The organism is Amycolatopsis anabasis, from assembly GCF_009765355.1.
GTDB classification, from domain to species: Bacteria; Actinomycetota; Actinomycetes; order Mycobacteriales; family Pseudonocardiaceae; genus Amycolatopsis; species Amycolatopsis anabasis.
In genome coordinates this window covers 254653-274170 of record NZ_VTHK01000007.1, presented here as the reverse complement: position 1 = coordinate 274170, position 19518 = coordinate 254653, and the positions used below count along the sequence as shown (strand labels likewise).

The 19518-nt window shown below is 69.3% G+C and carries 32 protein-coding genes and 1 pseudogene; 30 read left to right on the top strand and 3 right to left on the bottom strand.

Annotation, left to right across the window (positions count from 1 at the left end; genetic code table 11):
• Window positions 1-92: 92 nt before the first annotated feature.
• Window positions 93-1310 (bottom strand): cytochrome P450 family protein, encoded by a 1218-nt coding sequence (locus FXO23_RS12380; protein WP_158884125.1) that lies wholly within the window; start codon window positions 1308-1310, stop codon window positions 93-95.
• On the opposite strand from FXO23_RS12380, the gene FXO23_RS12375 reads away from it, so the two are divergent.
• The 3 genes from FXO23_RS12375 (at window position 1309) to FXO23_RS12365 (ending at window position 3674) form a co-directional block, all read left to right on the top strand.
• Window positions 1309-1638, top strand: a complete 330-nt coding sequence (locus tag FXO23_RS12375; protein ID WP_158884123.1) for a hypothetical protein — start codon at window positions 1309-1311, stop codon at window positions 1636-1638. The genes FXO23_RS12380 and FXO23_RS12375 overlap by 2 nt on opposite strands.
• A 241-nt stretch (window positions 1639-1879) precedes the next feature.
• Window positions 1880-3007, top strand: coding sequence for a PheS-related mystery ligase SrmL (gene srmL, locus FXO23_RS12370; protein ID WP_158884121.1), 1128 nt, complete (start codon window positions 1880-1882; stop codon window positions 3005-3007).
• A 19-nt stretch (window positions 3008-3026) separates the two neighbouring features.
• Window positions 3027-3674, top strand: a complete 648-nt coding sequence (locus FXO23_RS12365; protein ID WP_158884119.1) for a hypothetical protein — start codon at window positions 3027-3029, stop codon at window positions 3672-3674.
• On the opposite strand, the gene FXO23_RS12360 is transcribed toward FXO23_RS12365, so the two are convergent.
• Both FXO23_RS12360 and FXO23_RS12355 read right to left on the bottom strand, forming a co-directional pair.
• Window positions 3671-5293 (bottom strand): ABC-F family ATP-binding cassette domain-containing protein, encoded by a 1623-nt coding sequence (locus FXO23_RS12360; RefSeq protein WP_425484858.1) that lies wholly within the window; start codon window positions 5291-5293, stop codon window positions 3671-3673. The genes FXO23_RS12365 and FXO23_RS12360 overlap by 4 nt on opposite strands.
• Window positions 5290-6783: pseudogene (locus tag FXO23_RS12355) on the bottom strand (ABC-F family ATP-binding cassette domain-containing protein); the annotation flags it as partial. The gene FXO23_RS12360 and the pseudogene FXO23_RS12355, both read right to left, overlap by 4 nt.
• Window positions 6784-7112: 329 nt before the next feature.
• On the opposite strand from FXO23_RS12355, the gene FXO23_RS12350 reads away from it, so the two are divergent.
• From FXO23_RS12350 to FXO23_RS12225, 27 genes are all read left to right on the top strand, one after another.
• Complete coding sequence (locus FXO23_RS12350; RefSeq protein ID WP_158884113.1) at window positions 7113-7301, top strand: hypothetical protein; 189 nt, start codon at window positions 7113-7115, stop codon at window positions 7299-7301.
• Window positions 7298-7684, top strand: a complete 387-nt coding sequence (locus FXO23_RS12345) for a hypothetical protein (protein WP_158884111.1) — start codon at window positions 7298-7300, stop codon at window positions 7682-7684. The genes FXO23_RS12350 and FXO23_RS12345 overlap by 4 nt, the downstream gene beginning before the upstream one ends.
• The gene (locus FXO23_RS12340; RefSeq protein ID WP_158884109.1) at window positions 7681-8019 is read left to right on the top strand and encodes a hypothetical protein; all 339 of its coding nucleotides are present in this window, start codon (window positions 7681-7683) and stop codon (window positions 8017-8019) included. Before FXO23_RS12345 ends, FXO23_RS12340 begins: the two co-directional genes overlap by 4 nt.
• Window positions 8016-8378, top strand: a complete 363-nt coding sequence (locus tag FXO23_RS12335; protein ID WP_158884107.1) for a hypothetical protein — start codon at window positions 8016-8018, stop codon at window positions 8376-8378. The genes FXO23_RS12340 and FXO23_RS12335 overlap by 4 nt, the downstream gene beginning before the upstream one ends.
• Window positions 8378-8860: a hypothetical protein gene (locus tag FXO23_RS12330; protein WP_158884105.1), complete on the top strand. Its 483-nt coding sequence runs from the start codon at window positions 8378-8380 to the stop codon at window positions 8858-8860. The genes FXO23_RS12335 and FXO23_RS12330 overlap by 1 nt, the downstream gene beginning before the upstream one ends.
• Window positions 8857-9030: a hypothetical protein gene (locus FXO23_RS12325; RefSeq protein WP_158884102.1), complete on the top strand. Its 174-nt coding sequence runs from the start codon at window positions 8857-8859 to the stop codon at window positions 9028-9030. The genes FXO23_RS12330 and FXO23_RS12325 overlap by 4 nt, the downstream gene beginning before the upstream one ends.
• Window positions 9020-9622, top strand: a complete 603-nt coding sequence (locus tag FXO23_RS12320; protein WP_158884100.1) for a hypothetical protein — start codon at window positions 9020-9022, stop codon at window positions 9620-9622. Before FXO23_RS12325 ends, FXO23_RS12320 begins: the two co-directional genes overlap by 11 nt.
• A gap of 655 nt (window positions 9623-10277) precedes the next feature.
• Window positions 10278-10538, top strand: coding sequence for a helix-turn-helix transcriptional regulator (locus tag FXO23_RS12315; protein WP_158884098.1), 261 nt, complete (start codon window positions 10278-10280; stop codon window positions 10536-10538).
• Window positions 10535-10795, top strand: coding sequence for a hypothetical protein (locus FXO23_RS12310; RefSeq protein WP_158884096.1), 261 nt, complete (start codon window positions 10535-10537; stop codon window positions 10793-10795). The genes FXO23_RS12315 and FXO23_RS12310 overlap by 4 nt, the downstream gene beginning before the upstream one ends.
• Before the next feature lie 200 nt (window positions 10796-10995).
• The gene (locus FXO23_RS52235; protein WP_281356510.1) at window positions 10996-11130 is read left to right on the top strand and encodes a hypothetical protein; all 135 of its coding nucleotides are present in this window, start codon (window positions 10996-10998) and stop codon (window positions 11128-11130) included.
• Between the two features lie 54 nt (window positions 11131-11184).
• Window positions 11185-11583 (top strand): hypothetical protein, encoded by a 399-nt coding sequence (locus FXO23_RS12305; RefSeq protein WP_158884094.1) that lies wholly within the window; start codon window positions 11185-11187, stop codon window positions 11581-11583.
• Window positions 11580-11897 carry a hypothetical protein gene (locus FXO23_RS12300; protein WP_158884092.1) on the top strand — a complete coding sequence of 106 codons (318 nt, stop codon included), beginning with the start codon at window positions 11580-11582 and terminating at the stop codon, window positions 11895-11897. Before FXO23_RS12305 ends, FXO23_RS12300 begins: the two co-directional genes overlap by 4 nt.
• The gene (locus FXO23_RS12295; protein WP_158884090.1) at window positions 11894-12079 is read left to right on the top strand and encodes a hypothetical protein; all 186 of its coding nucleotides are present in this window, start codon (window positions 11894-11896) and stop codon (window positions 12077-12079) included. The genes FXO23_RS12300 and FXO23_RS12295 overlap by 4 nt, the downstream gene beginning before the upstream one ends.
• Entirely contained in the window at window positions 12066-12455 is a 390-nt protein-coding gene (locus FXO23_RS12290; protein ID WP_158884088.1) for a hypothetical protein, read from the top strand. Before FXO23_RS12295 ends, FXO23_RS12290 begins: the two co-directional genes overlap by 14 nt.
• Before the next feature lie 32 nt (window positions 12456-12487).
• Window positions 12488-12733 (top strand): hypothetical protein, encoded by a 246-nt coding sequence (locus FXO23_RS12285; protein WP_158884086.1) that lies wholly within the window; start codon window positions 12488-12490, stop codon window positions 12731-12733.
• 21 nt (window positions 12734-12754) lie between these two features.
• Window positions 12755-13153: a hypothetical protein gene (locus FXO23_RS12280; protein WP_158884084.1), complete on the top strand. Its 399-nt coding sequence runs from the start codon at window positions 12755-12757 to the stop codon at window positions 13151-13153.
• Window positions 13147-13335, top strand: a complete 189-nt coding sequence (locus tag FXO23_RS12275) for a hypothetical protein (protein ID WP_218951965.1) — start codon at window positions 13147-13149, stop codon at window positions 13333-13335. Before FXO23_RS12280 ends, FXO23_RS12275 begins: the two co-directional genes overlap by 7 nt.
• On the top strand, window positions 13332-14111 hold the full coding sequence (locus FXO23_RS12270) for a hypothetical protein (RefSeq protein WP_158884080.1): 780 nt from the start codon (window positions 13332-13334) through the stop codon (window positions 14109-14111). Before FXO23_RS12275 ends, FXO23_RS12270 begins: the two co-directional genes overlap by 4 nt.
• Window positions 14108-15175, top strand: a complete 1068-nt coding sequence (locus FXO23_RS12265; RefSeq protein WP_158884078.1) for a hypothetical protein — start codon at window positions 14108-14110, stop codon at window positions 15173-15175. Before FXO23_RS12270 ends, FXO23_RS12265 begins: the two co-directional genes overlap by 4 nt.
• Before the next feature lie 21 nt (window positions 15176-15196).
• Window positions 15197-16057, top strand: a complete 861-nt coding sequence (locus FXO23_RS12260; RefSeq protein ID WP_158884076.1) for a hypothetical protein — start codon at window positions 15197-15199, stop codon at window positions 16055-16057.
• Window positions 16054-16326, top strand: coding sequence for a hypothetical protein (locus FXO23_RS12255; RefSeq protein WP_158884074.1), 273 nt, complete (start codon window positions 16054-16056; stop codon window positions 16324-16326). Before FXO23_RS12260 ends, FXO23_RS12255 begins: the two co-directional genes overlap by 4 nt.
• The gene (locus FXO23_RS12250) at window positions 16323-16646 is read left to right on the top strand and encodes a hypothetical protein (protein ID WP_158884072.1); all 324 of its coding nucleotides are present in this window, start codon (window positions 16323-16325) and stop codon (window positions 16644-16646) included. The genes FXO23_RS12255 and FXO23_RS12250 overlap by 4 nt, the downstream gene beginning before the upstream one ends.
• Complete coding sequence (locus tag FXO23_RS12245) at window positions 16643-17380, top strand: hypothetical protein (RefSeq protein ID WP_158884070.1); 738 nt, start codon at window positions 16643-16645, stop codon at window positions 17378-17380. The genes FXO23_RS12250 and FXO23_RS12245 overlap by 4 nt, the downstream gene beginning before the upstream one ends.
• Window positions 17377-17922, top strand: a complete 546-nt coding sequence (locus FXO23_RS12240) for a hypothetical protein (RefSeq protein ID WP_158884068.1) — start codon at window positions 17377-17379, stop codon at window positions 17920-17922. Before FXO23_RS12245 ends, FXO23_RS12240 begins: the two co-directional genes overlap by 4 nt.
• On the top strand, window positions 17913-18161 hold the full coding sequence (locus FXO23_RS12235) for a hypothetical protein (protein ID WP_158884066.1): 249 nt from the start codon (window positions 17913-17915) through the stop codon (window positions 18159-18161). Before FXO23_RS12240 ends, FXO23_RS12235 begins: the two co-directional genes overlap by 10 nt.
• Window positions 18154-18879: a hypothetical protein gene (locus tag FXO23_RS12230; protein ID WP_158884064.1), complete on the top strand. Its 726-nt coding sequence runs from the start codon at window positions 18154-18156 to the stop codon at window positions 18877-18879. The genes FXO23_RS12235 and FXO23_RS12230 overlap by 8 nt, the downstream gene beginning before the upstream one ends.
• Window positions 18876-19262: a helix-turn-helix domain-containing protein gene (locus tag FXO23_RS12225; protein WP_158884062.1), complete on the top strand. Its 387-nt coding sequence runs from the start codon at window positions 18876-18878 to the stop codon at window positions 19260-19262. Before FXO23_RS12230 ends, FXO23_RS12225 begins: the two co-directional genes overlap by 4 nt.
• Window positions 19263-19518: the final 256 nt, after the last annotated feature.

Here is a 19518-nt window from a genome sequence, read left to right as displayed (position 1 = left end):
CGAGCTTCCCGCGCACTGGTTCCCTTACACACGCGAGGGAGCCGGGTGCTGGGGTCGTGAGTGGACAGACCGGTTCTGACCGGCCCGAACACTCACGACCCCCGGAGCCGGACGGGCAGGGCGGTCAGGCCGTTCATGGTCATCGACGGCTTGCGGGTCAGCGTGTCGGCGGGGACCGCGAGGGACAGCCGCGGGAACCGGTCGAGCAGGGCGCCGAGGGCGATCCGCGCCTCGAGCCGGGCCAGGGGCGCGCCCAGGCAGTAGTGGATGCCGTGCCCGAAAGCGGTGTGCGTGCCGCAGTCCCGGCTCAGGTCCAGTTGGCCGGGCTCGCCGAACTGGTCCGGATCGCGGTTGGCCGCCAGCAGGGAGAACACGACCACGTCTCCGGGTTCGATGGTCGTCCCGGCGACCTCGACCGGTTCGGTGGCGCGGGCCGGGACCGTGTTGTGGACCGGTGCGTCGTAACGCAGCAACTCCTCGATCGCGTTCGCCAGCCGGTCCGGATCGGCTGCCAGCAACGCGCGCTGGTCTTCGTGCCGGAGCAGGGCGAGCACGCCGTTGGCGATGAGGTTGACGGTCGTGTCGTGCCCGGCCACCACGAGCAGCAACAGCATGGACGTCAGCTCGTCCTCGGTGAGCCGCTCCTCGCCGTCGCGGACCGCGACCAGATCGGAGAGCAGGTCCTCGCCCGGCTCGCGCCGCTTGACCGCGATGAGTTGGCGGAGGAACGTCAGCAGCGTCCGGGCACTCGCCGCGTAGGTGTCGTACCCGGCCACCTCCGGGGCGATGAGGGGTGCGGTCCAGGCCCGGAAGTCCGCCTGCGCGTCGCGGGGAATGCCCAGCAGGAAGCTGATCACGGTGATCGGCAGCGGGTAGGCCAGCGCCGGGATGAGGTCGACCACGTCCGCGCCCGCGACCTCGTCCAGCAGCCGGTGGGTGGTCTCCTCGATGCGCGGGGCGAGGCCGTCCACCCGGCCCCGCGTGAAAGCCTTGGCGACCAGGCGGCGCAGCCGGGTGTGCTCGGGCGGGCTCGCGTAGAGCAGGTGGTGGTAGATGCCCCGGGCCACGTCCGGCGGCAGCCGGTGGGCGTACGGCGCCTGCTCCGGCCCGACCTTCACGATCCGGGGATCGGTGAGCAGGCGTTTCGTCTCGGCATGACTGGTGATCAGCCAGACCGGCACCCCGTTGGGCAACCGCAGGCGATGCACCGGGCCCGCTGCCCCGAGCGCGGCGTAGCGGTCGCGCCGCTGCCCCTCCGCGGTCGCGGTGACCGCCTCCAGCACCTGATGATCCCCGGCCTGAGTCCGCATGATCTTCCCGAGCGTAGGGGCCCCGCGGCTCAGCCCGGCACCGCCTTTCGGGTCAGCGACCCGGATTCCCGAGCGCGCGGGCGACCGGCAGGGCCAGCACGATCCCGGCCAGGACCAGGTGCACGGCCAGGAGGAGAACCGCGACGGTGCCCGGCTGGTGGTTCGCCGGGGCGTGGACGAGACTGGTCTGTCCACAGTGGAGGGAAGGTTCCGGTTGACCCGCCGGACCGAGGACGTCGCGGACCGGCAGGACGTGCTCGGTGTCCGGTACCGGGACACGGTGACCGGGCGGGCGGCAGAACCCTGTACTGGGAATGCGCGCGGTTGATCCCGCAGTACGCGGCGGCGATCCCCGTCCGGTGAATTCCGGTGACGGTCCGGGGCTTCCCGGCTAGAGTGCATTCGTGGCCGTCGTAGCGAGCGTTCGCCGATTTACCGGCCCCCTGGCCCACCTCGGGTGGCGCGGGGGCCCGGTTTCGCCACGCCGTATGCGCTGACCGGTCTCGTCGAGCTCGCGGGTCAGGGGGAGCAGAACCCCTCTTCCCATCCGCTCGACTCCGGAGGCCGTTGTGCGTACCCAGCTCACCCCCGATCAACTCGCTCGCGACTTGGCCGTGCGCGATCTGACCGATCCCGCCGCGGGCCCGCATGCCCTGCAACTCGTCCTCGACCGCGCGGTGACCGCGCTGGCGGATGCCTGGGGCTGCGAGGTCCGCTGGTGGCGGGGCGACCGGATCGTGTCCATCGCGGACAACTACGACAACCTCGGTTACGACAGCGCGGACGTCACCCGCGACGCCCGGTACACCCGGTACGTAGACGGCGACCGGATGCTGCGCAGCCATTCCAGCGCGATGATCCCGGCGGCGCTGCGGTCGCTGGCCGCGGATCCGGCCGAGGACGTGCTGCTGGTGTGCCCGGGAGTGGTGTACCGCCGCGACGCGATCGATCGGTTGCACACCGGGACCCCGCACCAGCTGGACCTGTGGCGCCTCACCCGCCGCACACCCCCGCTGGGCGACGCCGACCTGGACGAGATGATCACCGCGTTGCTCGGCGCGCTGCTGCCCGGGGCGACCGACCGCCGGGAGGCTCGCGTCCACCCGTATACCCAGCGCGGCCGCCAGGTGGACGTGCACCGCGACGGGGAATGGGTCGAGGTCGCCGAATGCGGCCTCGCGCATCCCGGCGTGCTGGCCAAGGCGGGGCTGGACGGCTCCTGGACCGGGCTGGCGCTGGGGATGGGACTCGACCGGATGCTCATGCTGCTCAAGGGCATCCCGGACATCCGGCTGCTGCGCTCGGCCCATCCGGCCGTCGCGGCGCAACTGGGCGACCTGTCGCCGTACCACCCCGTCTCGGCGATGCCGCCGATCCGGCGCGACCTCTCCCTCGCCGTGGACGCGGACGATTTCGCCGAAGACCTCGGCGACCGCGTCCGCGACGCGCTCGGCGACGAGGCGGACAGCGTCGAATCGGTGGAGATCCTGCGGGAGACCCCGTGCGCCGCGTTGCCCGCCCGGGCGCTGACCCGCCTCGGCGCGCGCCCGGACCAGAAGAACGTGCTCGTCCGGATCGTGCTCCGGCACCTGCGGCGCACCCTGTCCGACCACGAGGCGAACCTGATGCGGGACCGGATCTACGCGGCCCTGCACCGGGGCGCCACCCACCAATGGGCGGCCACCGGGGAATCCTGAACCGCGTTACGGTTTCCGCATGCCCCGATCAACCGAAGAAGCCTCGCCGGTCACCGCGGACGACCTCGACCAGGCCGTCCGGCTCGCCGTCGCCACCCTGCGCGAGGCACCCGCGGCGGCCTGGGAGGACAAGGCCGGAACCCTGGAACGGACCTGCTGGGAAACCGTCGAACACCTCAGCGACGACCTCTTCGCCTACGCCGCGCAACTGGGTCCCCGGCAGCCGCCGCTGGACGGCGAGGTGCCGTTCGTCTGGGAGAGCCGGCGGCCCGGCGGGCCCGCGAACGCGATCCACGCGGACCGGTCGGCGGGCCCCGCCGGGTTGCTGCAGGTGCTGGAGGCGAGCGGCGCGCTGCTGGTCGCCATGGTGCGCACCACTCCGCCGCACGTCCGCGCCTACCACGGTTTCGGGGTGTCGGACGCGGAAGGCTTCGCCGCGATGGGAATCGTGGAAACGCTGGTGCACACCCACGATCTGGCCGAGGGCCTCGGGCTGGCGTGGACCCCGCCCGCGGACCTCTGTGCACGGGTGCTCGCGCGGCTGTTCCCGGACGTCCCGGAGACCGCGGACCCGTGGCCCGCCCTGTTGTGGGCCACGGGCCGCGCGGAACTGTCCGGCCACCCGCGCCGCACGAAATGGCGCTGGTACGGCGAACCCCGGTCCTAACGCGTCGCGGCCGGGCTCGGCGCACCGAGGTCGAGCACCGGGCCGGGGAAGCGGCGGCGGAGCGCGCGGTCGTGGGACACCACCACCGCCGCGCCGCCGAAGCGGTCCAGCGCCGCCTCCAGATCCTCGACGAGCACCGGCGAGAAATGGTTCGTCGGCTCGTCGAGCAACAGCAGGTCCACCGGTTCGGTCAGCAGCCGCGCCAGCCGGAGCCGCCGGTACTGCCCGACCGAGAGCATCCCGGTCGGCAACGACAGAACCGCCGTGCGGAACAGGCCGAGGCCGAGCAACGCCTCGGCGTGCTCCTCCCGCGTGCCGGCGCGACCCGCGGCGAATTCGGCCAGGACCGAACGGCGTGGATCCGCCGGGGTGCTTTCCTGCGGCAGGTAACCGACCCGCCCGGCGCGCCGGGCCGTGCCGGTGCGCGGTTCGAGTTCACCGGCGAGCACCCGCAGCAGGGTGGTCTTGCCCGCGCCGTTCGGCCCGCACACCAGCAGCCGCGAACCCGGCTGGATGGTCAGCCCCTCGAGGCGCAGCCGCCCGGGAACGTCCACATCGGACAGTTCGGCCAGCGGCCCGTCGAACTCCGTGCCGGTGGTGGCGGGGGAGCCGGTGAACCGCAGCGGCGCCGGGGGAGCGGGCACCGGAGCCGCCCGCAGGCGGCGCAGGCGTTCCCGGGCACCGCGGGTGCGGGTCGTGATCGACTGCTGCACCCGCCGCCCGTCACCGTGGTACTTGCACTTGTTGTGGTCCGGAATCGGCCGCCCCGGCGCCACCCGGTACGCGGTCGTCCGCGCGAATTCGGTCCACTGCGCGATCTCCTCCTGCCACGCCCGATGGGCTTGTTCCCAGCGCACCCGGGCGGCGGCGGCCTCCCGGAGGTAGCCCGCGTATCCGGTGCCGTAGCGGCGCACCTCCCGCGCGTCCGCGTCCACTTCGAGCAGGGCCGTCGCGACCCGCTCGAGGAAGACCCGGTCGTGGGAAACCACCACGACCGTGCCGCGCTGCCGTCGCAGCCGGTTTTCCAGCCAGGACAACGCATCGGCGTCCAGGTGGTTGGTCGGCTCGTCGAGCAGCAGCAGTTCCGGGTCCGCGGCGAGCACGGCCGCCAGTGCCAGCCGTGCCCGCTCGCCGCCGGACAGGGTGGCGAGCTCGCGATCGCGCGCGAGCCCGTCGAGCCCCACCGCGGCCAGTGATTCGGCGATCGCGGTGTCCACCGAGTACCCGCCGCGGGCCTCGAACGCCGCCGTCAGTTCGCCGTAGCGGGCCAGGTCCCCGCCGCCCTCGGCCAGCGCGCGTTCCTCCGCACGCAGGTCTTTCTCCAGCGTGCGCAGGTCGATCAGCGCGCCGTCGAGCGCGTCGGAGACCAGCGCGGTACCCGGCAGGTCGGTCACCTGGTTCAGGTGACCGATCCCGCCCGCGGCACGCACGGTGACCTCGCCCGCGTCGGGGCGGTCGAGGCCCGCGAGGATCCGCAGCAGGGTGGACTTCCCGGAACCGTTCTCGCCGACGATGCCGACGCGCTCGCCGGGACGGACGCTGAAGGTGACGCCCCGGAACAGGACGCGGCCGGGGTAGGCCTTGGCCACGTCGCGTGCGGTGAGTTGGGTTGACATCAGCGTTCCTCCTTTCCGTCGACGAGGTGCAGCCGCCGCCCGGACCAGCCGCGCCGCAGCCATCGGTCGTGCGAGGCGATGACCACCGCGCCGGGTGCGGTGTCCAGCGCGTCGAACAGTTCCTCGGCCAGCGTCAGCGAAATGTGGTTCGTCGGTTCGTCGAGCAACAGCACATGCGGCGGGCGGGCGACCAGGATCGCCAGCGCGAGCCGCCTGCGCTGCCCCACCGAGAGCCGCGCCACCGGCCGGTCCACGTCACGCGGGGCGAGCAGCCCGAGCGTGCTCAGCGGCGGGCCCTGCTCGCCGACCGCCTCGGCGTAGGTCCGGCGGGCGGTCCGCGCCGGATCGGCGAACGCGACATCCTGTTCCAACAGGCCGACGCGCACCCCGCGCCCGCGCAGCACCGCACCGCGTTCCGGCGCCAGCCGACCGGCGAGCACCCGCAGCAGGGTGGATTTGCCCGCGCCGTTCCCGCCGGTCACCAGCAGCCGGGCCGAAGTGTCCACATCCAACTGTCCGATGTGGAGTCTTCCGGGCACCTCGACCTCCCGCAGGGACAGGGCGAGTCTCTCCTCGGCGGTCTCCCCGGTGAGGGCGCCCGCGAACCGCAAGGGCGCGGGCGGTTTGCGGACCTGGTCGCGTTCCAGCTCGTCCAGGCGCTGCTGGGCGTTGCGGACGCGCCGGGAGATCTGCTTCTGCACCCGGCCGGTCTTGAAGTCGTAGAGCATTTTCGCGTTGTCGCGCTGCGGCCGGTTGTGCGCGACGTTGCGCGCGGTCACCGCGACGGCTTCGCGAAGCTCCTTCAGCTCGTCCTGCTCCTCCGCATAGCGTTGCTCCCATCTCGCGCGCTCGGCGCGTTTGCGCACCAGGTAGTCGGAATACGCCCCGCCGTAGCGGGTCGGGCCGCCGAGCGCCGGGTCGAGGTCGACGATGTCGGTGCACACCGCGTCCAGGAACACGCGGTCGTGCGAGGACAGCACCACCACGCCGGTCAACGCGGCCAGGTGCTTCTCCAGGAAGTCCATTCCCGCGTCGTCCAGGTGGTTCGTCGGCTCGTCCAGCAGCAAGGTTCGCGGCTGCCGGATCAGCAGGGCGGCGAGCCCGAGCCGGGAACGCTGCCCGCCGGAAAGGGTGTCCAGGCTCCGGCCGGGATCGATGCCGCCCAAGCCGAGCCCGGCGCAGACCAGCTTCGCGCGCCGGTCGGCGTCCCACAGGTCGTGGGACTGCGCCCAGTCGAGCACCCGCCCGTACTCGTCGAGCGTCGCGGTGTCCTCCGGGTGTTCGGCCAGCCGTTCGGTCAGCTCGTCCAGACGCGCCGCCGCGGTCCGGATCTCGCTGAGCGCGTCGTCGATGACGTCGGAGAACCGGGCCGAGCCGGGGAAGGGCAACTCCTGCAGCAGGAACCCGAGATCGGTCCCGCGCCGCACGGAACCGGCCTGCGGCTCCTCCAGCCCCGCCAGCAGGCGCAGCAGCGTGGATTTGCCCACCCCCGAATTATGACACACCCCCTTTTGGTCTGCTAGAAAGCGGGTTTTTCTGCTGGCCCCAAGCCATTTGTGGTCCCTCGGAGTATCGTAGGCGCGGCCAGGAACCCCTGGTTGGACCCGGACATTAGTAGAGAGGCCCGAACATTGGCAAAAAGAAATCGAGTAGCTGAAGCGCGCTCGAAAGCGACCGTGGAGTTGGCGGAGGTACAGCAATGACTCCCCGCCATCGCATGAACGACCGGACGCAAGTCGTTCTATCCGGAGATTTGTGGGCTGACAGTGATGGCGCGGCTTCCTCCGCGTCAGTCATGCGGGGGGAGTCGCACGAGTTCCGGGTGGAGATGGAGTTGGACGAAGGCTCGCGGTTCACGCGCGTTGTGACTGCGGCCGATTCGGAAGCTGCCGCAAAGGAGGCGAGTGACCAGCTCAGGGCGCTGATTAGGCCCGGCTATTTGATCACGAGGTTCCACGTGACTGAAATCGACGACGCGCCGCTGGCGCCGAGGCAGGAGGCGCGCTCGTGATCAAGGGGAACTTGGAATCAGGTGAGCAGGTGGTAACAGCAGAAAAGCTCGCTGAATGGGGAGCTGTTTTGCCGCAGGGATGGACGGTTACGGTCCGGCCGGACCGGTTCGACAGCGACTGTACTCCGTTGTCGTTCTCGGAGGGTACCTACTCGGCACACGACTACGAGGCATTCCTTAACAAGGGGTTGGTGTTCATCGTGGTGGTTGCCGAAGTGTACGACGAGCACGGCTTCAGCCTTGGGGTTTCGGAGGCGTCAGGTGTGGAGTGGCGTGAGCCGGGTAGGCATGTCGGCGAGGCCAATCTGGACGATCTTGTTAGCGACGCCGATCGTAGGGAACTCGTTGAGGACGCGGTAGCTTCGGCGGAGGTGACCGCGTGAGCGAGGAGCTCCTTCGAAAGATTCAGCAGGCCACGGAGGCGTGTAAGGAGGCCACCCGCGAGGCTCACGGGCTCCTGAAGGACCTCAAGGTCGCCCGGAGGGACATCGAGCAGTTCCTCAGCGGCAACCCTGTCCAACAGGTTCAGGACCGCATCGACGGCGAAGTCGATCGACAGATCGACCGCTTTATTCGACGGTTTGACCAGTCTACGGAAGGGCTTTTGAAGTCGTTAAACACGAGGATAGCCAGCATAGATCAACGCCTAGCAAACGCGTTCGTCATCGAACTTCCCCAACCTGAACCAGGGACACGAAGCCGGGAGGATGAGCGATGAGCAGCAACGAACCGGTGCGTGGTCTGCGGGCGGCCATCCTGCGGAGTTGGCACAACAAACGCCCGAACCCCAACAATCCCATCAGCGGGAACCTCGACTACCAGGAGGTCTTCGTCGTGGGTCTTCCTGTGCAGGGTAGGCCCGTGCAGGAGGGACTTCCCTTGGTGGTGCTGAGCGAAACGGCGCCGGGCTGCGTGGTGGCCCGGCCTGCTGAACCGTGTCCCTCCGATCGGCGCGGGTACCAGGCCAGCGGTGCCTACATCGTCCACTCCGACTGCTCGAAGGACTGGGAGTCTGTGTTCGGGCACCGGCTTCCGATCCCGCTGCACGATCACACGGAGCGGAGGCTGGATTCGTAATGGCGACCCTCAACGTGACGGTCAAGAACTATGCCGAGATGCTGGCGCTCGCCGAGGATGCTCTGAAGTCCGCGGAGGAGAAGCGGGATCGGTTGAAGCGGAAGTTCGATGCGCGCACCGCGCCCGGGTCCGAAGCGGAGACCGATCCGGCCATTGTGTCCGGTATCCGGCGGCGCACGACTCCGACGCAGGCCAGGAAAGCGGAGAAGAAGTTCGACTTGGACATGGAGGCGTACAAGGCGTACGAAGCAGCGGAGCGGGAGTACAAGCTCTGTCTCTCCCGGGTGGAGTGGCTGCGCAAGTCGGCGCCCGTCCCGTACACCGAGGACGAGCTGCGGGCGGCGAACGCCGTGCGAACCGACGACGGGTGGTACCGGCTGCTCAAGGTCAACCGGACCACTGTGGGCGTGAACGCGGGATTCCCGTGGCCGCACAAGGTCCCGCGTGACCGCGTGCTCGAAGTGCGGCAGGTGACCCAATGACCGTCTTGGACATCGAGTCTCTGGCCACCACGGTCCGGGACGCAGTCGCCGCGTTCCGGGCTGCGGCTGAGGGTGACTCTGCCGACGCCGAGTACGACGTGGCGACGGAACTGGCCTCGGCTGCGGAGGCGCTTGGCGTGGCCGTGATGGAGGTGCCCGATGGCCGGTGAACCGGATTTCGTGGAGGTGGGCCGACAAGCCTTCCTCGCGGGCGAACCGGCCACACCAGCGCTCAACGCCACTGTGGCCAGAGCCCTCGCGGACTTGGAGTACGCGAGATGTTCGTCCGTGGAGGCCACGATGCGCGGGGCCGACATCATGCGCCAGTTTCAGCAGGGCTGGACCGAAGCGAACCTCGCCAGCGAGGTCACGGTCCACTTCGGCTCGCCGGTCAATCCGGGGCGCACGGCCTGTGCGAGCAGGGTGGCCGAGCCGGTGATGACCGAGAACCCCCGGGCGGTCAACTGCTGCGGCTGCCGGGAGACCGAGGATTGGCGGTCGTACGCGGACATGGCCGAGTTCGCTGACCTTCTGCCAGAGGCGACCGACACCGAGCCGGACAAGATCGTGATTCTGCGGGAGGTGCGGGACAAGTTCGTGATGCGCAAGATCGAGGGCGTGGTCATGGAGCCGCAGACCGCGAACGCGATCCTCACCGTGTACGACTCGGACGCGGCCAAGAATAAGGAAGGGTTCCGGGAGAAGTTCGCCGCCCTGCCGATCCTGCGCATGGCCGAGGTGGCGTGGAAGCTGGTGAAGTAGCCAACTCGTTCGAAGCAGAGCCCCCGGCCAGCCAAGCTGACCGGGGGCTCGCTTGTTCGCAGAAGGGTCTGTGCTCTGTGGTGGTTCGCTTCTCCGACAATCGATCGGGATTTCTCGCTCGGATTTCGACTTTGTCTTGCTCGCCGCCCAGGACGGCCATAGAGATCAACGCGGTTTCGACAACACAGGTTATTGAAAGCTCGTCCTTTTGCTGAGTTAGAGTTGGCCAACTTGGACCCGGAGTTGGGGTTAGCTAATTCCAACTTCTTTCTAACTTTCGAGAGTTGGTCGATTTACGTTGAAGGGAACATGGCTGTCCTTGCTGGGGCGCGTGCTCGGTGGCGTCCTTGCAGGTCCTGCACCTGCGCTGCATGGAGCGGGTGGCTCGCCGTCGGTGAGGTGGCGGCGAGTGGCGAAAGGATGGGAAATGGAATTCCTCGCCTTTTGGCCCGATCGGGGTATATTACTTAGCGCGGTCGTTAGAGAACACGTAATCAAATCACGGTTGACACTGAATCGGGGGTTTCTTGGGTGTTGACGGCGTGTCTTGAACGTGATTAGCCTGGGCGTCATTCAACGAACCGCGCACCACGCAGATCCTCACCCTCCTGCCGACCGATGCGCTCCGAGTGAGAAAACGAAAGGCCACTCCCGCATGACGGTCTCAGTACGTGTGCGCGACCTCAACGCCCTGGTCGAGGCCACAATGGCCAAGGGCTCCCAGCGCCAACTCGCGCGGCGGAGCGGATTGACCCCGACCTCGATCAACCTGCTGATGCAGGGCAAGCGGTCCACGGTGACCCCGGATACGGCGGCCCGGATTGAGGACGCCCTGGAGGTCGAGCGGGGCTCCCTGTTCGAGCTGGACTGCCCCGAGCTCGTTGGCCCGTACGTCAAGGCGGTCGACGCAGCATGAAGAACGCCGCCGAGATTCGCGCCTCCGTCGAGAAGGCTCGCGCCGCCGCTGGCGCGACGCTGCCCGAGGACGAGTGGGCGGCGATCGTGGGCCTCGTGGACAGCGCGCCACCGCTACCGGACGAGGTGATCCGCCAGGTCAGCGGGCTGCTTCGCCCTGTGACCTTGCCCCCGGCGGCCGCCGCCGAGCCTGCGAGCACGCGGAGACACCCCGATGCGCGTCCGCGCCGTCGTCGGCGGACGGGCCGCGCGGCCTGACTCCCCTGGGCCGCGCAGGGTGCGTCCACCCCGCCGCGAACGCCCCCATTCCGCCGGGGTGGGCGCACCACCCATCACTTCCTGAAAGGCGAATCCACCATGGCCGATAGCCCTCACTCGCACGCGTTGACCAGGCGGTCCGCGCTGGTCGAGCTGCTGTTGTGGCTGGTCTGGAGCACCGCTTACCTCCTCCGCCGGGCATGGGGCGCCCTGGCCGGTGGGTCGCCTGGCTCCTCCCCAAGCCCCTGCAGGACCCGGACAAGGACCCCGAGGAGGAGGTGATGCCGCAGCAGCCAGAGCTAGACGTGCCCGAGGTCGGGCCGGGCACCGAGTAGCTCACCGCGTCCCACCGGCCTGAACCTCTGTCCTCGCATCGCCCCGGAGAGAACGTGGACCTCAACGAACTGCCACCGATTCTGTACCACTACACGTGTAACCACCGGTTGAACGGGATCATCGCCGAGCGTGCCCTGCTCCCGAATCCGCATCCCTGGCTCGGCGCTGCGCTGGTGTGGCTGACCGATCTGCACTTGCCCGACCGGTCCGCGCTCGGGTTCACCATCGAGCACCTGGGGTGCGACCGCACCGAAAACCGGGTGGAAGTCCGGCCCACGACCAACATGCAACCCTGGCCACATTGGGCGCACCACCACGCGATTCCCGCGCTGGCGCGCGACATGATCGAAGGCGGCGGGGCGCTCCCGACACGCTGGTGGGTCAGCCCGGCACCGGTCGAGGTGCTCGCGTTCGACCGCGCCCGCGGCCACCTCGGGCGGCGGTCCGCATGACTCGCGAAGTTCCACTCGACCACGCCGCCGAACTGGTGCGTCGGGCGCGAGACGGACGGGCCGCCGCCGGCCGGGCGCGCGCCGCCGAACGCGAACTGCTCGACCTGCTCGGGGACGCCGAGGTCGGCACCATCGACGGCCACCCGGCCGTGATCCGGGAAGTCGAGTCGCGCCCCGGTATCGACCTCACCAGCCTGTGGCGGGACCACCCCGAGCTGTGGGACCAGTACCCGGCCCGGCGGGAGCGGACGCGGCTGAAGTTCCCGCGCCGACCGCGACGGGAAGCCGCCGACCCCCCGGAGACGATCCCGTGACGATCAGCCTTCGCGTCGTGGCCTTGCTGGTCATTCTCCGGCTGCTGCTGTTCGACATCGAGTTCGCCCACGACTGGTGGGGCTGGGCGACCGTCGGGTTCGACGTGCTCATTGCCGGGCTCATCTTCGGCGACCGAGAGGACCAGTCAGCCGGAAAGGACAGTGCCCATGACCGCGACTGAAGTCGATGGGGTAGCGGTCGTTGCTGACACGCCCCACGTCGCCCCGTTCACGGATCGCTCCGGACAGCCGGTTTACCAGCCGCAAACACGAGTGCTGACCCTCGCGGACGGCTCGACCGTGTACGGCTGCGCGCATTGCGACTACACCAGCGAGAACCCGCGCAGCATCCGGCCACATTTGGGCAAGCACAATCGCCGCCGCAACGGGCTTCGCCCGGCCAAGGACGCCGTGCTCGACATGCCGTTGACCGACTTGATGGACCGGCTGGCCAAACTGGACGCCATCCTCGAGGAGCGGGAGCAGTGGAAAGCTCGTGCACTGCAAGCTGAGCGGCGGCTCCGCCAGCTTCGCGACGCGTTGGGGATGAGAGCGTGAGGTGGCGACAAGGGCCGCACGTCGACCTCCACGTGTACGAGCAGCGCGGCGCGCGACCCCATGACCTGGACCGGCCCGTCGCGACCTTCCACCGCAGTGAAGACGCGCGGCTGGCGTGCGGAGCCGTCAACGACCGGATGGCGCTCGCGCTGCTGCAAGACCGCCTCGCCGAGGCCCTGGCCTTGATCGAAAACCTGGCCTCGAACCCCACCAATCCGACCTGGAAGGACCTTGCCCGCATACGGGCGGTCCTGACCGGCCGCGACCCCGCCCCGTGAACCAAGGAAGGAGACCGATCCGTGTCGGTCAAACTCGCTCCCGCCCTTCCGGCCGACGACCGGAACGGGATGCCCTCGATCGCCGCGTCCCTGATCGATCACCCGGACGACGTGCACGTTGCTGTGCTTCTTGTGCGTACCAAGGAGATCCGCACCAACGTCCGGACCGGGGACGTGGTGCCCACGGCGGAAATCCTGGCCGCCGAAGCGTTCACCGGAGCCACAGCGGACGCCGCAACCCTGCACCGGCTGCTGCGCCGCCAGCACGAGCGCCGGACCGGCAAGGTCGAACTACCGCTGGAACTGGAGGAGGCCATTGACGCCCTACGCCCGACCACCAGCGACGAGCAGGCCGAGCCCGAGCCCGAGTCCGACGAGACCGAGGCCGGGGACGACGGCCTGAATGATCCGCCGTGGTGACGGCCACCCCCGCGCCCCGGAATTTCCGCCCGGCGGACGGCCCGCCCTACCGGGTGCCGTCGTCGGTGGTGTGCGAGCTGTGCGGGCTCCCGGCCGTGGCGTTTCTGGTCTGCACGGTCACCCCCGTGCGCCGTCGCGTCCGGCTGTCCGCGCCCGGCGACCGCAGGGGGGGCGCCGCGTGAGCGAGTACACCCCACCGATCCGGCGACGCAACCACGGCCGAGGCCATTCCTACGTGGACGCCAACGGTGTGAAAGTCCCGGGTGTCACGACGATCCTGTCCGAGGGTGTCCCGAAGCCCGCGCTGATCAACTGGGCGGCGAACACGACCGCGGAGTACGCGATCGACCATTGGGACCAGCTCGCCGAGTTGGCCCCGTCCGCGCGGCTTAAGGAGCTGACCGGGGCGCGGTTCGCCGACCGGGACGCCGCCGCGAAACGCGGCACCGAAGTACATCGACTCGCCGAGCAGTTGGTCGCCGGGGCCGAGGTGGAGGTGCCCGACGCTCTGGCCGGACACGTCGAGTCCTACGTCGACTTCCTCGACCGGTTCCAGATCGAACCCGTGCTCGTGGAATTCGTGGTCGTCTCGCACTCCTACGGGTGGGCCGGAACAGGCGACCTCATCGCGGACTTCCCGACGTTGCGGAAGCGGCTGCTGTGCGACATCAAGACCAGCCGGTCCGGCGTGTTCGGCGAGACGGCGTGGCAGCTCGCCGGGTACCGCTACTCCGACGCCTATGTGGACGGCGACGGCCATGAGCGGCCGATGATCGAGGTGGACGGATGCGCCGTGATCCACGTGCGCGCCGATGGATTCGACCTGTACCCGATGCATGCGGGGCCGCAGCAGCTCCGCGAATTCCGTTACATCCGAGAGGTTTCCCGCGCCTGCGCCCGCTCCCGCGAGTACGTGGGCGATGCGATCCTCCCTCCCCCCTTGGAGGTGAGCGCGTGAGCAGCGAACTCCAGCGCTACGAGGGCGGCGAGGTCGCCGCCGCCCAGCCGGTTCACCAGGCCCCGACCGAGCTGGATCAGTGGGTGCTCGTCGTCCGCGACGTGTCCCGATTGGCCGCCCAGATCGCGGACACCCCGTTCGTTCCCGAGGGGATGCGCGGTAACCCCGCCGCCGTGACGGCCGCGATCCTGACCGGCCGGGAGATGGGGCTCGGCCCGATGACCTCGCTTCAGCACATTCACATCATCAAGGGCAAGCCGGGTAAGTCCGCCGAGATCATGCGGGGCATGGTGCTGGCCGCCGGGCATCACCTGCGCGACATCGAGGTCACCGACACCCGCGTCGTCCTGGAAGGCCGCCGCCGGGACGAAGAGTCCTGGACCAGGGTCACGTTCACGGCTGACCAGGCGCGCAGAGCCAAGATCGACCTCGGCGGCTACCCCGAGGACAAGCTGTACGCCCGCGCGACCACGAGGTTGTGCCGGAGGAAGTTCGCCGATGTGGTGGGCGGCATCGCCTTGACCGTCGAGGAACTGGAGGACGGGGACTACCCCGAGACCGACGCCGTCAACGGCCCGGTAACGGCCCCTACCGGCCCGGCCCGGCCGAACCCGCCTGCCCCTGCCAAACGCACCGCAAAACGCCGTACAGCGCCGAAAAACGGTGCCCCCGGGGTCGCGCCCAGCAAGGGGGAGACGCGGGGTGAAACCCGCTCGCCGGACGCGGCCGAGACCCCCGTGCAGAACGCCGCCCCGCCGCCCACGTTGCCCGGCGACGACGGGCACGAAGACCCTCGCCCGGCCGAGTTTGTCCAGGATGACTCAGAGGCGATGGTGACCCGCTCCCAGCTCGACAAGCTGCACGCCCAGCTCGGCGAACTGGACGTGAACGACCGCGGGGACAAACTCACCATCGTCGGCCTGCTCGTGCAACGGACGCTCACCTCATCCAACGAACTGACTAAAAAGGAGGCTGCACAAGCGATCGACACCCTCGCCGGGGTCCTGGACAGCGACGAGCCGAAGCGGATGCTCGACGCCGTGCTCGGCAGCCTGGAGTCCTGACCGGCCATGCCGTGGTTCAAAGTGGACGACAAGTTCCACTCGCACAACAAGGTCCGCAAGGTCCTCGCGGACGATCCCGCCGCTCTGGCCCTATGGGTGGTCGCTGGCTCCTGGTCGTCGGACAACCTCACCGACGGGTTGATCCCAGACCATCAGCTCCCGTGGCTATTCCCGGCAGGCGCGGACGAGCAGGCTCGGAAGCTAGTGACCGCGCGGCTATGGCGGCGAGTGCGCGGAGGCTACGAGTTCCACGAATGGCAAGCGGACAGCGATGGAACCAAGCGGAACCCCAGCAAGGAAGAAGTCGAGGAAGAACGACGGAAGAAGGCCGAGGCTGGACGCAAAGGTGGTCTGGCCAGCGGGAAAGCCCGAAGCACACGGCAAGCACCCGCTGAAGCGTCTGCCGAAGCGGCTGCTGAAGCACCTGCTGGTGGTGTGGTTGAACTCCCGACCCGACCCGACCGGGAGCCCTTACAGGGCTCCCCGGGAGGGCGCGCGAGCGCGCAGGCGCCCGAAGCGCCCGCTCGCCCGCCCTCCTCGGGCCGTTCGACCACACCGGCCAGAGCATCCCCGAATGCGGTCCGGTGCCTCGACCACGAGTACGACGACGACCCGCCCCGCTGCGGCGCGTGTGAACGCGCCCGGCGCCAGGCCGAGCAGGACGCCTACGAGAAGCGGGTCGAAGCCCGGCAGGCCGAACTCCGCGCCACCACGGCCGATAAGCGCCGCGCCATCGCGAACTGCTCGCTCTGCGACGAGGACGGCTACCGGGGCACCGTCCTGTGCAACCACGACCCCGACGCCGAAGACCGCGCACGGCGCGGACGCCAGCTCCTCAACGACGCGATGGGCTGGCCCACCAACCACCAGGACCCGCCATGACCACCAACCTCGACCGCTGGCGCGGCACCTGCGGCACCTGCGGAGCACCGATCCTGTGGGCGACCACCCGCGCCGGGAAGCCCATGCCGGTCAACCCCGAGCCCGCACCCGAACGCGGCAACGTGCTCCTGGCCGTCCAAGACGGCCAGCTCGTCGCCGGGGTCCTGCGCCGCAACCAAGCCGCCGGAGCACACGACGCCGGACTCGTGCTGCACACCAGCCACTTCACCGACTGCCCCCACGCCGACCAGCACCGGAGAAGCCGATGAACGGACCCGAGCACTACCGGAAAGCCGAGGAGTGCTTCGACCTCGCCGACCGGCAAGGCCCGTCCTACGAGGACGCCGGGCTCTGGCTCGACCTCGGCATCGGGCACGCCCTGCTCGCCATCGCCGCCGCGCTCGCCCAGCAACTCGCCGACCGGTACATCGGCGACGGCGACCACATCAACGCCTGGCACCGTACCTGGCGAGCCACATCGGACCGCGAAAGCGATGACGACCAGCAGATCGTGCACACCTGGGGGCGGCTCCAGCACGACGAGCAGGTCACCGACCAGAAGGCCGACCAGGAATGGGGGCCAGCATGACCGACATCGTTGCGGGTTCCGGCCAACCGCTGTCGCCGTTCGACCGGATCAAGCAGACTCGTCTGGACGGCACGGAGTTCTGGTTCGCCCGCGACCTTCAAGGGCTCATGGCCTACGGGACATGGGAGCGGTTCTCCAACCCGCTCCAGCGGGCGATCCAGTCCGCCAGTAACACAGGCATGGCTGTGACCAGCCATTTTCGCCGATCTGCGAAACCGCCGCGCACGGGCGGGAAACCTCGCGAGGACTACGAGCTCTCCCGCGAGGCCGCGTACCTGGTCGCGATGAACGGCGACCCGAACAAGCCCGAGGTGGCGGCTGCGCAGGCGTACTTCGCCGCCCGCACCGTGCAGGCCGAGACCGTGGAACGACGCGTGGCGCGCCTGCCGAGCTGGGCGATCGCGCTGCACGAACTGGTCGACCAGCAGGCCACCCTCGAAATCGAGCAGCAACGCCAGGCCGACCAGCTCCGGGAAGTCGCGGCCCGAGTGGACTCGATCGAAGGCGCGCACGACTGGTACTCCGCGCTCGCCTACGCCCGCCTCCACGGATTCACCACCGAACGCACCTACCTCCAACGGGTCGGCGTCCACGCCGGACGAATCCTCCGCCAGGACGGGGAACAACCCGGCAAGACCCAGCATCCCGCGTTCGGCACCGTCAACACCTACCCCGCCTGGGTCCTCGAGCGCGCCTTCGCCGAAACCCCCATCGCCCGAGGAGGGGCAGAATGACGAGCCTGGACCGCCGCACCCGTGCCGACATCGGCCGGGCCGCCAACAACAAAGGCAAGGAGGCCGAGCGAGCCGTCGCCCGCTACCTGCGTGAGCACGGCTGGCCCGACGCGCAGCGCATGGTCCGCACCGGCTGGAAAACCGGCGACCGCGCATCCCGCGACCGTGGCGACATCGACGGCACCCCCGGACTCTGCTGGCAGGTGAAGACCTCCGCCGGGGACTTCACCGACCACCGTGTCCTCGACGTGCTCGCCGAAACCGCTGACCAGGCCGTCGCCAGCGGCGCCGACTACGGCATCGCCGTCGAACGCCGAGCAGGCAAGACCAACCCCGGGCGCTGGTGGGCCTGGATGCCCGCGGGCGACCTGTACAACCTCGTCGAAAACGCCCGGTACCCCGACGTCCTGACCGCCTCCGGACCGGACCTCAACGTGCCCGTCCGCCTGCTGCTGCGCGACGTGGTGACCCTGCTGAACGCGGCCGGCTACGGCGCACCAGCCACAACCGACACCACCCCCGAGGAGAGCCCGTGCACCTGATCGTCACCACCGAAGAACTCCCCGCCCCCAGCATGACCGCCGTCGACGGCGACTCGAAGGTCTGGCAGGTCCACGGCCCCCTCGGTGTCGCCTGGATACCGCCCGTAGAGGACCTGGCCAGCGAGGTCGGACTCCTCATCGGCTACACGGTCATCCCGCTACGCGGCGACCTCGCCCACAAACTCGCCCTCGCCCTGCTCGCCGCCCACGAAACCAGACCGGAAACCAACCATGCCTGAACTCCACCGCTGCTACCGCGGTTCTCGCTGCACGCACCATGAGACTGATCCGGACTACCCGACGATCAAGCGGGGCGCGCCGATCAACGCCGCCGAAGGCTTGTGCGACGCCTGCACCCGGCATCTACGTCAAGCCATTGTGGACATGCCCCGGGACTATCTGGACCTCGAAACCACGATCGCCGGAACCCGCGATGGGCTCCGCCAGCTCGTCGCGGGAACCCCCGAGCTGCCGGTCCCGATCTCCCTGACCATCGCCTCCGTGCAGGCCGAGCTGCTGCACGAGGCGCAGTGCTGGGCCGAATCCACGGCCGAGGTGCTCGGTGTCTGGTGGGACACGCAGAAGACCCAACGCAGCCGCCCCGGCGTCGTGCTGGAGCGGGCCAAGCATGTGCTGACCGGTGGCCTGTCCGCGTTCCTCGCCCTGCGCAACGTCGTCCACACCGGTTGGGTCTTCGACTGCTGGACCACCCTCGATCGGGACGGGCTGGACGGTGCGCTCGTCCTGCTCGACCTGCACTATCGTGCCCGTGCCCTGACCGGGCAGCGGCGGCTGGTCAACCACCTGCCCGTGCCTTGCCCGAACTGCGATCACATGGCGCTGATCCGGGAGGACGGCGACGAAACCATCGAATGCCGCGCTTGCGCCCAGCGCTACACGCAGGACGAATACGAGCGCTCGTGCACGCTGCTGGCCAGGGTGGAACGTGCCGCATGACCCGGGATCGGTGGCCGTGGCCTGGCGACAGCCCGCTCGATCGGGCTCGCCGGGTCGCCCGCACCTACCGGGAGGCGCTGATGCTGGCCGACCCCGAGGCGTGCGCCGAGCTGGATAACCGGTGCCGGGATCTCGGGCAGAGCTGGGCGGTTCCGAAGCCGCTGACGTTCGGGCAGGACGACTTGCTCGACGCCGCCGAGGTGGCCGAGATGTGCGACGTGCAACCGGGCACGGTCCGGCAATGGCGGCGCCGAGGTTTACCGGCAAAGAACACTGTGGACGGTGTTAGGTTCCGGGTCGCCGACGTGCTCGCCTACCATGCCGGTCGCCGACGCCGACGAACCAAGACGACCGCAAACCCAGATACGACAAAGGAATCCTGACCTGCGTCAGTTGTTCGCAAACGCGTGACTGTACTAGCTTCCGCAGCAAGCACCCGTCTGTCTGCACGGGCCAGACGGGATGCTTGCCCCCTGCGGACCCGGGCACACGACCAGGGGCCGCAACCGTGGCGGGGGCTGCACCAGGAGTTCGGTTCGTTGAAACCACGTCGTCAGCGTGAGAACCCTGACCGAACCCGGCCGGGAAACCGGACGGGTGTGCAGCCCCCGCCACCTAAGAAAACCCCGGAACGTTGGC